The sequence below is a fragment of the Paracoccus hibiscisoli genome, assembly GCF_005048265.1.
Classification (GTDB): Bacteria; Pseudomonadota; Alphaproteobacteria; order Rhodobacterales; family Rhodobacteraceae; genus Paracoccus; species Paracoccus hibiscisoli.
In genome coordinates, this window is the sequence record NZ_SUNH01000015.1 from 112382 (window position 1) to 123459 (window position 11078).

The following is an 11078-nucleotide window of genomic DNA, read 5'->3' on the forward strand; positions in this document are numbered from 1 at the left end:
GTGTATCACGGCGCAAAATGCGAGCAGCTGAAGGAATTGCCGATGCGCAGGGTTGTTGTCACCGGGCTTGGGATGGTCACGCCGCTGGCGTCTGGCGTCGAGGCGACGTGGGAGCGTCTGCTGGCCGGGAAGTCCGGCGCCGGGCCGATCACGCGGTTCGACGCGTCGCAGGTGGTGACGAAATACGCCTGCGAGATCCCTGTGGGCGATGGCAGCGACGGGACCTTCAACCCCGATGACTGGATGGAGCCCAAGGACCGCCGCAAGGTGGATGACTTCATCCTGTACGGGGTCGCTGCGGCGCATCAGGCGGTACTGGACGCGGGCTGGATGCCCGACGACGAGGAAAGCCGCCTGCGCACCGGCGTGATGATCGGGTCGGGGATCGGCGGGCTGACCTCGATCGCGGAAACCGCGGTGCTGATCAAGGAACGCGGGCCCAAGCGGGTGTCGCCGTTCTTCATTCCGGGCGCGCTGATCAACCTGATCTCGGGTCAGGTGTCGATCCGCTATGGGTTCAAGGGGCCGAACCATGCGGTCGTCACCGCCTGTTCGACCGGCGCCCATGCCATCGGCGACGCGTCGCGGATGATCCGTTATGGCGATGCCGACGTGATGATCGCGGGCGGCGCAGAAAGCCCGATCAGCGAGATCGGCATCGCGGGCTTCAACGCCTGCAAGGCCTTGTCGACAAAGCGGGCGGATGATCCGCAGGCGGCCAGCCGCCCCTATGACGCGGACCGCGACGGGTTCGTGATGGGCGAGGGCGCGGGCGTCGTCGTGCTGGAGGAATACGAGCACGCCAAGGCGCGCGGCGCCAAGATCTATGCCGAGGTGCTGGGTTACGGCATGTCGGGCGATGCCTATCACATCACCGCGCCAAGCGAGGATGGCGATGGCGGATACCGCGCGATGGAGGCCGCGCTGCGGTCGGCGGGTCTGACGCCGGACCGGATCGATTACATCAACGCGCATGGCACCTCGACCATGGCCGACACGATCGAACTGGGTGCGGTCGAGCGTCTGATGGGCGATGCGGCCGCAGGCGCAGTGATGTCGTCCACAAAATCCAGCATCGGCCACCTGCTGGGTGCCGCAGGCGCGGTCGAGGCGATCTTTTGCGTGCTGGCGATCCGCGACCAGATCTGCCCGCCGACGATCAACCTGGACAACCCGGCCGTGGCGCCCAAGCTGGACCTGGCGGCCAATGCCGCGGTGCGCCGCAAGATCGATATCGCGCTGTCCAACAGCTTCGGCTTTGGCGGGACCAATGCCAGCCTGGTGCTGGGGAAGGTCGAGGGATGATCTGGCGCAACATCGCCTCGAACTTTCTGACGCTGGCCATCGTGCTGCTGATCGGGGCGGCGGCGGCGGTGGCCTGGGCCAAGCGCGAATTCAGCGGGCCGGGCCCGAGTGCGGTCGCGCAATGCGTGCAGATCGCGCCGGGGGCCAGCCTGAACGCGGTCAGCAACCAGCTGGCGGCGCAGGGTGCGATCTCGAACGCCTATATCTTTCGCGCCGGGGCCGATTACATGGACAAGGCGCGCGATCTGAAATTCGGCAGCTTCCTGATGCCGCCGCGCGCCAGCATGGAGCAGATCGTCGAGACGGTGACGGCGGGCGGCCCCTCGACCTGCGGGACCGAGGTTGTGGTGCGCGTGGGCGTGCGCGAGAACACCGTGCTGCTGCGCGACACCAACCCCGAGACCGGGGCCTATGAGGAGGTCGCGCGCTGGAACCCCGCCGTGGGCGAGCGTCCCGCGCCGATCGTGGCCGCGCAGGAGCAGCCGGGCGTGCGCCTGTCGCTGGTCATGGCCGAGGGCGTCACCAGCTGGCAGGTGGTCGAGGCGCTGAAGGCCGCCGATTTCCTGACCGGAGAGGTGGCCCAGACCCCCGCCGAGGGCAGCCTGGCCCCCGACACCTATCTGTTGGAGCGGGGCGCCGACCGCAACGCGATCCTGGCGCAGATGGCCAGCCGTCAGGCGGCGATCCTGGCGCAGGAATGGGAGGCGCGGCCCTTTGGCATGCCCTATGACACGCCGGAGGAGGCGCTGATCATGGCCTCGATCGTCGAGAAGGAGACGGGGCAGGCGGCCGAGCGTCCGCAGGTGGCCAGCGTCTTCGTGAACCGCCTGCGACAGGGGATGCGGCTGCAGACCGACCCGACGGTGATCTATGGCGTGACGAACGGACAGGGCATTCTGGATCGCGGGCTGCGGCGGTCGGAGCTGGACACGACCACGCCCTACAACACCTATCGCATCGACGGGCTGCCGCCGACGCCCATCGCCAATCCGGGCCGTGCCGCGATCCGGGCCGCGCTGAACCCCGATGAGACGGACTATCTGTATTTCGTGGCCGATGGTACCGGCGGGCATGCGTTCAGCCGCACGCTGGAGGAACACAACGCCGCCGTTGCCCGCTGGCGCGAGATCGAGCGGCGGCAGGGTCTGCCGGCGGACAGCCCGGTGCAGACCGCGGATTGAACGCCCGCGTTTGACAAACAGGGCCCCCGGACGCAGGCTTGCATCCGGGGGCCTTTCTCATGGCCCCATAGCCTTGGGAGGAGCCGTGATGATACTGCCCGACATGCTGAAGACGCTGACCGACAATGCCCGCCAGTTCCAGGAGCGGCTGACCGAATGGCAGGCCGCCATGGCCAAGGGCCAGGAGGAGGCGATGGAGCAGGCCCGCCAGTGGCAGGCCCAGGCCATGCAGCAGCAGCAGGAGGTGAATGCCCGCCTGATGGCCCAGATGGAGGGCGCCAGCGAGACCATGCAGGCCCAGTGGCAGCAGATGCAGAAGACCTGGGAGGATCAGTTCGCGACCATGCAGAAGCAGGGAGAGGAGATGCGCACCAAGGCCATGTCCGCGACCGGCGGATCGGGCGGCAACGCCTTTGCCGACTGGAGCGAGACCTATGCGGCGCAGATGGTCGCCTTTACCCAGAAGATGCAGGGCGAGGCCGCCAAGGCGATCGCCACCGCCACGGAGGCGCGGGGCAAGGGCGGCAAGAAGGCCTGAGTTGCGCGGAGGGCCTGTAAGCCGGATTTTGTCCACCGCTTGCGCGGCTGGATGACCATTCCTCTGGTCCGGCCGTTACCGGCCGGATCTAGCTGCCTACCCGGATCTGCTGGGGCAAGGCGGCCCTGCGGATTGCTCCGCGCGCGATCCCTATTCGGCATTGCTCCTGGTGGGGCTTGCCATGCGGGCGCTGTTACCAGCCCCCCGGTGGGCTCTTACCCCACCGTTTCACCCTTACCCATCCGGGGATGGGCGGTCTGTTCTCTGTGGCGCTGTCCCTGGGGTTGCCCCCGCCGGGCGTTACCCGGCACCATTGCCTCATGGAGTCCGGACTTTCCTCGACGGGTCGCCCCGCCGCGGTCATCCAGCCCTCCGCGCGTGGTCCGTATGCTTGTGCGATGGCCGGGCGTCAAGAGGGGGCTCCGCCCCCGTCGCGCAAGCGCGACTCCCCCGGGATATTTTCATGAAGAAGAAGCCGGGCGGCGGTCTGGCGGTCGGCTGGCGTTTCGGGGCCTGTGGCCCAGGGGCGGTGGCGCAGGCGGAAGGCATCGAGTCGCGCGGGATGGTCCGGGTAGCCGAGCGTGGTCAGGCTGGGGGCCAGCGGGGGCGCGGGGGCGGTCGGTTCGGGGCGGGCGAACAGGGCCAGCTGGTCGCGGGCCAGTCCCTCCCAATCGAAGCGGGGGCCGGGGTCGATCTTGCGGCCCGGCGCCAGGTCGGAATGGGCGATGACATGCGCAGGCGGGATGGACCAGCGCGCCATGGCGGCGCGCAGCAGGCGGCGCAGCGCGGCCATCTGGGGCGCGGGAAAGGGGCGGTCGCCGGGATTGGCCAGCTCGATCCCGATGGAGCGGCTGTTGATGTCGTCCGCGCCCTGCCAGCGGCCCGCGCCCGCGTGCCAGGCACGGCGGGTTTCGCAGACCAGCTGTTCGGTCGTGCCATCCGGGTCGATCAGCCAATGGGCGCTGACCTCTGCCCTCGGGTCGCACAGGCGGGCGCGGGCCTGCGCTGCATCCGCCATGCCGGTGTAGTGGATGACGATCAGGGACGGAACCTGCCCCCGGCGGTCGCCGTGATTCGGGCTGGGCCAGTCGGTCACGGTCGCCTCAGGGGGCGGGGCGGTTGACGCGCAGGCCCATCGTCGCCGGGACGGGCACCGGGTCGGCGCCTGCGATCCGTGCGCCTGTGGGCGCGTGGACCGGCAGAGCGATGGGGATGGTCGCCGCGGGGGTGGTGCCGGTGACCAGCGCGGCCTCGCGCGCGGTGAGGTATTGGCCATAGCGGTCGGCCCCGAACTGATAGTTCGGGTTCCAGCCCCGGTGTTCCCCGCATCCGGCCAGCGCCAGCACCCCGATCATCCACCAGCCGCGCATGATGCCTCCCTTGATCCGTTTCGCGGACGTTACCACCAGCGATCCGGCTTGGCCACAAATCCTGCGGCAGCCTCCAGCACCTGGGCCTGGTTCAACAGATCGCCCTCTTCGAAGGGGCGGCCGATCAGCTGCAGGCCCAGAGGCAGGCCCTGCGCGTCCTGTCCCACCGGGACCGCGATGCCGGGCAGGCCCGCCAGGTTCAGCGTCACCGTGAAGACGTCGTTGAGATACATCTGCACCGGATCACCCTTGTCGCCCGACCCCAAGGGGAAGGCCGCCGAGGGCGTCGCGGGCGCCAGGATCGAATCGATGCCAGCCGCAAAAGCCTGGTCGAAGTCGCGCTTGATCAGCGCGCGGACGCGGCGGGCGCGGTTGTAATAGGCGTCGTAGAAGCCCGCCGACAGCACATAGGTGCCGATCATCACGCGGCGCTGGACCTCGGGGCCAAAGCCTTGAGCGCGGGTGTTCTCGTACATCTGGGTGATGCCGTCGCCCGAACCCAGGGTCGCGCGATGGCCGTAGCGCACGCCGTCATAGCGGGCCAGGTTCGACGAGGCCTCGGCCGGGGCGATCACGTAATAGGCGGGCAGGGCGTATTTCGTATGCGGCAGGCTGATATCGACGATCTCGGCGCCCGCATCGCGCAGCATCTCGGCCCCCTGGCGCCACAGGGCGTCGATGGCGTCGGGCATGCCGTCCACGCGGTATTCGCGCGGGATGCCGATGCGCTTGCCGCGGATGTCGCCGGTCAGCGCGGCCTCGAAATCGGGGACCGGCAGGTCGGCGCAGGTGCTGTCCTGCGGGTCGGCCGACGCCATCGCGCCCAGCATGATCGCCGCGTCACGCACGGTGCGCGTCATCGGCCCCGCCTGATCCAGGCTGGAGGCATAGGCGATCACGCCCCACCGGCTGACCCGGCCATAGGTGGGCTTCAGCCCCACCGTCCCGGTGAAGGCCGCGGGCTGGCGGATCGAGCCGCCGGTGTCGGTGCCGGTCGCGCCCAAGCACAGATCGGCGGCCACCGCGGCAGCGGACCCGCCAGAGCTGCCGCCCGGCGTCAACTGCGCGCCGTCGGGCCCGCGCCAGGGGTTCACGGCGGGGCCGTAGCAGCTGGATTCGTTGGTCGACCCCATCGCGAATTCGTCCTGGTTCAGCTTGCCCAGCATCACCGCGCCCGCGTTCCACAGATTCTGCGTCACGGTCGATTCGTATTCGGGGGTGAAGCCCTGCAGGATGCGGCTGCCCGCCTGGCTGGGCACGCCACGCACGCAGAACACGTCCTTGATGCCGACCGGAATGCCGGTCATCGGGGCCGCGTCGCCCGCCTTGATGCGGGCATCGGCAGCGCGCGCCATGTCGCGGGCCATGTCGGGCGTGTGATGCACGAACGCGTTCAGCGCGCCGGCGGCGTCGATCGCGCCCAGGCAGGCGTCCGTCAGCTCGACCGAGGTTAGGTCGCCCCGGGCCAGCGCGTCGCGCGCCTCGGCAATGGTCAGTCGGTTCACGTTCGTCATTCCACCACCTTCGGCACGGCAAAGAAGCCCTCGCGGGCGTCGGGGGCGTTCGACAGGATCTTGTCGGCCATGCCCCCCGAGGTCACCACATCCTCGCGCCGCTTCAGGCGCATGGGGGTGACGCCGGTCATCGGCTCGATGCCCTCGACATCGACCTCGTTCAGCTGGTCCATGAAATGCAGGATGCCGGACAGATCGCGCGCCAGGGCGGGCAGGGCGGCATCATCGACCGCGATGCGCGCCAGATGGGCGACCTTGCGGGCCTGATCCTCGGTGATCGACATGACGTTTCCTTTCGTTGGTCGCGGGTCTACAACCCCGCGCGAAAGGCCGCAAGACGCACGGCCCGGAGGTTCCATGTCCGCAGCCCTGTCCGTCCTTCCCGTGATCGCGCTGGTGGTGCTGGGCCATCTGGCGCGGCGCGGCGGGCTGATCCCCGCCGCCAGCTGGCCGGGGATCGAACAGCTGGGATACCGTGTGCTGTTCCCCGCGATCCTGCTGACCTCGATCTATCGCTCGGACCTGTCCCTGGGGCGGCTTGGGCCCTATCTGGCGGCGCTGTTGGTGGCCTTTGTCGCGACGGGGGCGGTCGCGCTGATCCTGGCGCGGCGGCGTGCCGAGCCGGGGCCGCGCGCCAGCTCGCTGTTTCAGGGCGCGCTGCGGTTCAACTCGCTGCTGATCCTGGCGGTGGCCGCGCAGGCCTTCGGCGGAGGCGCCTTGGGCGATCTGGCGGTGGCCTTCGCCTTTCTGATCCCGGCCTTCAACATCTCGGCCATCGTGGCGCTGACGCTGTGGTCCGACGGGCCGCGCCCCTCGGGCACCGCCGCCCGCATCGGCGCCGAGATCGGCCGCAACCCGATGGTGCTGTCCTGTCTGGCGGGGCTGGCGCTGAACCTGTCGGGGCTGGCGTTGCCGGGCTGGCTGCTGTCGCCGCTGGACTGGCTGGGGCAGGGGGCGCTGGCGGTGGGCCTGCTGGCGGTCGGGGCGGGCATCCGTCCCGCCCATCTGTGGCAACGCGACGCGGCGCTGTGGATGGGGGTCTGGCTGCGGCTGGCGTTCTGCCCGGTGGTGTTCGTGATCGCCGCGCTGACCCTGGGCCTGCCTGCGGGCCAAGTCGCGTCGGGGGTGCTGGCGACGGCGGCGCCGGGGGCGCCGGTCGGCTACATCCTGGCGCGGCAGATGGGCGGAGACGCTGATTTCTTTGCCGCGATCTTTACCTGGCAGACGGTCCTGGCGGCCGCGACCTTGCCCTTGTGGCTTATTTTCGCTGGCTTTCTTGGCGTCTGACGGGTCCGCGCATTTTTTTTCGCGCGCACGTGTTTTTTTGGCTTGCAGCCTTTGGCGGCTTTGCCTAAACACCGCCTCACGCCGCCAGGGAAGACTGGCAGCGACAGAAAGTGGCCCGTTCGTCTATCGGTTAGGACGTCAGGTTTTCAACCTGAAAAGAGGGGTTCGACTCCCCTACGGGCTGCCACTCTTCCTAAATTACCAAAGAAGTCAGTGATCTAAGTCACAGTTTACAGGAACTGCGTCACTGGTTTCCAGTTTTCTCGGATTGTTCTACCCCGCGCGCTGCCGCCCGTCGGTTTGCTCACGGGTATAATGCTCCACCTCTTCCAGCGTGATGTGACCGGTCCAGGCTGCGATCTGGTGAACCGTCGCGCCAGCCTCGGCCAGCGACTTCGCGCGCGCTTTCCGAAGCCCATGGGCTGATTTCTCAACCTTCGCAGCACCGGCCGCTTCTGACAGGAGATGTCCCAAGGCCTTCGAGGATCGTGTCCTTCCCTGGGCTGTGGCCAAGAACGTCATGTGCTTTTCCGACCGGGCCTCCAACGCCATGTGCAGCAGCTGGCGATCCTTCAGCATGCGCATCGCATAGGCTGGTGGCTGGCAGGTCCAGGGCACGAAGGCCGGCTCGCCAGTCTTCTGCTGGCTGAACTGCAGCACCCCGTCACGGCCGACCATTCCTGGTTCGATCAGCACGGCATCGCTGATCCGTGCGCCGGTCCAGAAGATCAGCTCAAACGTCAGCCTCTGGACCGTGCCCACAGGCCACCGCGCGCGATAGCGCTCGATGTCAGCGTCAGTCCATGCCGGATGGCCGATGGACTTCGGAATGGCCTTCCGACGTGCAGCGAGGGATGGATCGACAGTCAGCAGCCGCTTCGTCTTGCCGTAGGCGCAGATGGCGCGCCACGTCTTCAGCCGGTCGGCGGCGGCGTTCGGTGCCAGCGGCTCCAGATCGTCAGCGATGTCTTCGGTCGTCGAGTGCGCGGCCAGGGCGTCTTCGGCCTGCTCCTTGATGGCTTCCGCATGGCGCCTGATCGTGCGTCGATACGAATCCGACCTGTCCAAGTGATCGCGGCTGGACAGGTATCCCTCGATCATCTGTGCGATGGTTCCCGGCGCGGCTTTGGTCTTGACCTCGACCACTGTCAGAGCTGCCGCGTAGGCGGCCAGGAATGGGGTGCTGTCGATCGGCAGGTCCGGTAGGCGCTGCCGCTTTGCGCCGGGGGCGCGTAGATAATGATAGACCTTCCCGCCCTTGTGGATGGTCTGCAGGTGCTTGAGCGTCACGACGCCCGCCGCCCGAATTTGCCGCGGCATGTGTTGGCCTCTGGTGTTGTCTCTTCGCCTTCCACAGTCAGAGCGTCGGCGTACTGGTCAAGCGCCAAGACATCATAAAGCCTCTTGCCGCCGAGTATGCGGCGGGGAAGGTTGAGAGATCGCAGGGTGCTTTCGCTGATGCCCAAATAGGCGGCCGCCTTGGCGGCTGGCAACAGCCTAGGCGTGAATGCGAAAGCGTGGCGGGCCATCAGATCAGCACCTCCTGTCGTGGGTCGGTCCGGTCCATGAACCGGAAGTCGGGGTATGGCTTGGGGTGGGCAGGGCCGCGCGGGTCGCGCCGGTCCCAAACGAACCAGGCGTTGGCTGTGCCGGGTTGCCCTCTCCGGTGAAGTCCAGCTTCCAGCGCACGAGGTAGCACTAGCTGAACGGATGCTCGTCCAATAGCGCGCCCAGGCCGTTCGTCCGGCCTGCGGGCCAATCCCATGACAGCAGCAGCGCCAGATAATCCCATCCGGTCAATTCGAGCGTGTGACGCAGCCAGCGGCCGCGGCCTTTGCTGCTGATCTCGCAGAAGGGCGGGTTGGTGATGATCGCCCTGGCCGGGCTGCGACGCGCGGTGTAGAAGTCGGCAACGCTGCTGTCTGGGCAGCCCCGGTCGATCCGGTCGCTGGCGATGCAGCGCACGCCCAAGGCGCGGATCTCGCGCACCAGCGCGCCGTCGCCACAGGCAGGTTCCCATACTTTCCGGCAATCCCGAATCCTCTGGCCGTCATAGGCGAACAGCGGGCGGATCGCCTCGGGCTGCCCGGTCGGATAGAAGTCCTCGCCGCGCCGCTCATGCTCGGGCGCCGGGCGCGTCTGATCGGGCAGGTCCGCGAACATGAGGCCTGCGGCCAGAGCCTTCGCGCGACCGCGACCGGAGATCGCCTTGGACAGCGGCTTGGCAGATGTCGGGCGGGTCGGATTAACGGTCATGGTCGCCGTCTACTTGTTTGAGATCTGCGGCGGTCAAGAACGCCTGCCATGCCGCCTTCAAAGTATCGCGGGCGGCTTCTTCAGTCTTGGCGCGCCCTCGGTCGGCCTTGACCGTCCGTTGACCCACAGACGCCATGCCCAAGGGTTGCGGCTCTGGATCTTCCCAAGAAGCGGGAACACCGCGCCGATGTCGATCTGGCCCGATCGGGCCAAGATGCGGCTGTTCGGATATTCCTGGTGCCATGCGACCGTTATGCGTCCATCTCCATCGCTTCGGCAGCGTGGCCGCCTTGTTCCTCGATCCGCAGGTGCGTGCAGTTGGCCGCGACCAGCGCCTCCGCCAGAGGCGGGCAGACCTTGTTTCCGCAGCAGCTGACCTGGACGTCCCTGGCGAAGGGCCGCCAGTTCGGGCTGTCGGTGTCGAGGCCGTCCCAGACCCCCTCGATGACATAATCCGTCGGGAAGCCCTGAGCGCGGAACAACTCGCGCGGGGTCAGCATCCGTATGCCGATGTCGATCACGACATTGGACGCGCCGCCGATCGTCAGGGTGACGAACTCGCCCCCGTCCCAGGCATCGTGCGCGCGCAGGAACTCGGCCACGGCGCGGGCCCGGGCGTGATGCTCGGGCGCGAAGGGCGGGGCTGCCAGTGCGGCCTGCATGTGGCCCATGCGGTCCTTGACCGTGACGGTTTGGCAGGGCTCGTCGGTCCGGGCTCCGTCGCCGGTGCTGTAGTATTTCGCGAACTAGGCCGCGACCGGGGTCTGATGGCTGCCCGAGGCGGCGACAGTCGACAGCGGATCGCGCGCGTCGTGCCCGGCATGGGCTTCCATGCGCGGCCCGCCGTTCTGCTGCGCCAGGAACGCCGCCACGGGCGCATGCTTGGCGCCGCCCGCGACCACCGTGCCGAGTGGCGCGGCCACTTCCAGCGCACGGGGCTGCTGGCCCGCGCGCTCGCCATAGCCGGTCTGCACCATGATTGCGGCGATCAGGCTGTTCTGGTCCTTCTTGCTGGCGCAGGTGGTGTGGTGCGGGTCGGTCGCTGCCCGGTTGCCGCCGCCCTGTTGGGCATAGGTCAGCACCGGGGCGATCACAGCGTGGCGGTTCTCGACCGTCACCGTCCGAAGCGGCTCGGCCAGATCCGCAGCGCGCTTCCCTCGCGAATCGCCGTGGCCATAGAACGGGCGTTGTTGCAGAAAGGCGGCCTGATGCGTGACTGCCCCTTCCCCCTTCATCGTCAGGCCACGCGGACGATCTCGGCGGTGCCGAGGGCGTTGAAGCGGTTCATGAGCGCGACGCGGATATGGATTTCGGCGGTCTGACGGTCGGGGTCCCTTGTGGAGATGCGCTCACCGAAGGACTTGAGGCACCGCATCCTGGCCTCGGCGCGGCTGCGGGTGTGGTATCCCGTCCATCGCTTCCAGAACGCTCGGCCGTAGTGACGCGTGGCGCGCAGGGTTTCGTTGCGCGCCCGGGCGGCCGGGCAGTCTTCCTTCCACAGGCGGCCGTTCTTGCGGATCGGGATGATCGCGGTGCCACCGCGCGCGATGATGGCGCTGTGGCAGCGGCGGGTGTCGTAGGCGCCATCCGCGGTCACGGTGCCGATGTCTTCGTCGTTCGGGACCTG

14 protein-coding genes, 1 tRNA gene and 1 other RNA gene are annotated in these 11078 nt (G+C 68.2%); 5 read left to right on the forward strand and 11 right to left on the reverse strand.

Annotated features, from left to right (window positions below; translation table 11 throughout):
• Positions 1-42: 42 nt before the first annotated feature.
• The 3 genes from fabF (at position 43) to FA740_RS19720 (ending at position 3024) form a co-directional block, all read left to right on the forward strand.
• Positions 43-1305, forward strand: a complete 1263-nt coding sequence (gene fabF / locus FA740_RS11905; RefSeq protein ID WP_136856994.1) for a beta-ketoacyl-ACP synthase II — start codon at positions 43-45, stop codon at positions 1303-1305.
• Entirely contained in the window at positions 1305-2486 is a 1182-nt protein-coding gene (gene mltG, locus FA740_RS11910) for an endolytic transglycosylase MltG (protein ID WP_211243698.1), read from the forward strand. The genes fabF and mltG overlap by 1 nt, the downstream gene beginning before the upstream one ends.
• Before the next feature lie 88 nt (positions 2487-2574).
• Entirely contained in the window at positions 2575-3024 is a 450-nt protein-coding gene (locus FA740_RS19720; protein ID WP_169306288.1) for a hypothetical protein, read from the forward strand.
• A gap of 1 nt (position 3025) precedes the next feature.
• Here the strand turns inward: FA740_RS19720 and rnpB are convergent.
• From rnpB to gatC, 5 genes are all read right to left on the reverse strand, one after another.
• Positions 3026-3400: RNase P RNA component class A (gene rnpB / locus FA740_RS11920), an RNA gene on the reverse strand.
• 33 nt (positions 3401-3433) lie between these two features.
• Positions 3434-4120 carry an N-acetylmuramoyl-L-alanine amidase gene (locus tag FA740_RS11925; protein ID WP_246053606.1) on the reverse strand — a complete coding sequence of 229 codons (687 nt, stop codon included), beginning with the start codon at positions 4118-4120 and terminating at the stop codon, positions 3434-3436.
• Positions 4121-4127: 7 nt separating this feature from the next.
• Positions 4128-4394, reverse strand: coding sequence for a hypothetical protein (locus FA740_RS20075; RefSeq protein ID WP_246053607.1), 267 nt, complete (start codon positions 4392-4394; stop codon positions 4128-4130).
• Positions 4395-4423: 29 nt separating this feature from the next.
• Positions 4424-5908: an Asp-tRNA(Asn)/Glu-tRNA(Gln) amidotransferase subunit GatA gene (gene gatA, locus FA740_RS11930; protein ID WP_136856997.1), complete on the reverse strand. Its 1485-nt coding sequence runs from the start codon at positions 5906-5908 to the stop codon at positions 4424-4426.
• Positions 5905-6192, reverse strand: coding sequence for an Asp-tRNA(Asn)/Glu-tRNA(Gln) amidotransferase subunit GatC (gene gatC / locus FA740_RS11935; protein ID WP_136856998.1), 288 nt, complete (start codon positions 6190-6192; stop codon positions 5905-5907). The genes gatA and gatC overlap by 4 nt, the downstream gene beginning before the upstream one ends.
• Positions 6193-6265: 73 nt before the next feature.
• On the opposite strand from gatC, the gene FA740_RS11940 reads away from it, so the two are divergent.
• Together FA740_RS11940 and FA740_RS11945 are read left to right on the forward strand one after the other, a co-directional pair.
• Entirely contained in the window at positions 6266-7195 is a 930-nt protein-coding gene (locus FA740_RS11940; RefSeq protein WP_169306289.1) for an AEC family transporter, read from the forward strand.
• Between the two features lie 112 nt (positions 7196-7307).
• Positions 7308-7382, forward strand: a tRNA-Glu gene (locus FA740_RS11945).
• 86 nt (positions 7383-7468) lie between these two features.
• On the opposite strand, the gene FA740_RS11950 is transcribed toward FA740_RS11945, so the two are convergent.
• The 6 genes from FA740_RS11950 to FA740_RS11970 form a co-directional block, all read right to left on the reverse strand.
• The gene (locus FA740_RS11950; protein WP_136857000.1) at positions 7469-8515 is read right to left on the reverse strand and encodes a tyrosine-type recombinase/integrase; all 1047 of its coding nucleotides are present in this window, start codon (positions 8513-8515) and stop codon (positions 7469-7471) included.
• On the reverse strand, positions 8482-8724 hold the full coding sequence (locus FA740_RS11955; protein WP_246053608.1) for a helix-turn-helix domain-containing protein: 243 nt from the start codon (positions 8722-8724) through the stop codon (positions 8482-8484). The genes FA740_RS11950 and FA740_RS11955 overlap by 34 nt, the downstream gene beginning before the upstream one ends.
• 169 nt (positions 8725-8893) lie before the next feature.
• Positions 8894-9451, reverse strand: coding sequence for a hypothetical protein (locus FA740_RS11960; protein ID WP_136857001.1), 558 nt, complete (start codon positions 9449-9451; stop codon positions 8894-8896).
• Between the two features lie 251 nt (positions 9452-9702).
• Positions 9703-10113, reverse strand: a complete 411-nt coding sequence (locus FA740_RS20080; RefSeq protein ID WP_246053609.1) for a DNA cytosine methyltransferase — start codon at positions 10111-10113, stop codon at positions 9703-9705.
• 84 nt (positions 10114-10197) lie between these two features.
• Positions 10198-10686 (reverse strand): hypothetical protein, encoded by a 489-nt coding sequence (locus FA740_RS20085; RefSeq protein WP_246053610.1) that lies wholly within the window; start codon positions 10684-10686, stop codon positions 10198-10200.
• Positions 10687-10688: 2 nt separating this feature from the next.
• The coding region (locus FA740_RS11970) for a transposase (protein ID WP_136857002.1) at positions 10689-11078 on the reverse strand (390 nt) is incomplete at its 5' end.

Bases quoted from the DNA above. Each gene is read 5' to 3' on its own strand.
- fabF (WP_136856994.1), top strand. From the start codon at position 43: ATGCGCAGGGTTGTTGTCACCGGGCTTGGGATGGTCACGCCGCTGGCG.
- FA740_RS19720 (WP_169306288.1), top strand. From the start codon at position 2,575: ATGATACTGCCCGACATGCTGAAGACGCTGACCGACAATGCCCGCCAG.
- FA740_RS20075 (WP_246053607.1), bottom strand. From the start codon at position 4,394: ATGCGCGGCTGGTGGATGATCGGGGTGCTGGCGCTGGCCGGATGCGGG.
- gatA (WP_136856997.1), bottom strand. From the start codon at position 5,908: ATGACGAACGTGAACCGACTGACCATTGCCGAGGCGCGCGACGCGCTG.
- gatC (WP_136856998.1), bottom strand. From the start codon at position 6,192: ATGTCGATCACCGAGGATCAGGCCCGCAAGGTCGCCCATCTGGCGCGC.
- FA740_RS11940 (WP_169306289.1), top strand. From the start codon at position 6,266: ATGTCCGCAGCCCTGTCCGTCCTTCCCGTGATCGCGCTGGTGGTGCTG.
- FA740_RS11950 (WP_136857000.1), bottom strand. From the start codon at position 8,515: ATGCCGCGGCAAATTCGGGCGGCGGGCGTCGTGACGCTCAAGCACCTG.
- FA740_RS11955 (WP_246053608.1), bottom strand. From the start codon at position 8,724: ATGGCCCGCCACGCTTTCGCATTCACGCCTAGGCTGTTGCCAGCCGCC.
- FA740_RS11960 (WP_136857001.1), bottom strand. From the start codon at position 9,451: ATGACCGTTAATCCGACCCGCCCGACATCTGCCAAGCCGCTGTCCAAG.
- FA740_RS20080 (WP_246053609.1), bottom strand. From the start codon at position 10,113: ATGCAGGCCGCACTGGCAGCCCCGCCCTTCGCGCCCGAGCATCACGCC.
- FA740_RS20085 (WP_246053610.1), bottom strand. From the start codon at position 10,686: ATGAAGGGGGAAGGGGCAGTCACGCATCAGGCCGCCTTTCTGCAACAA.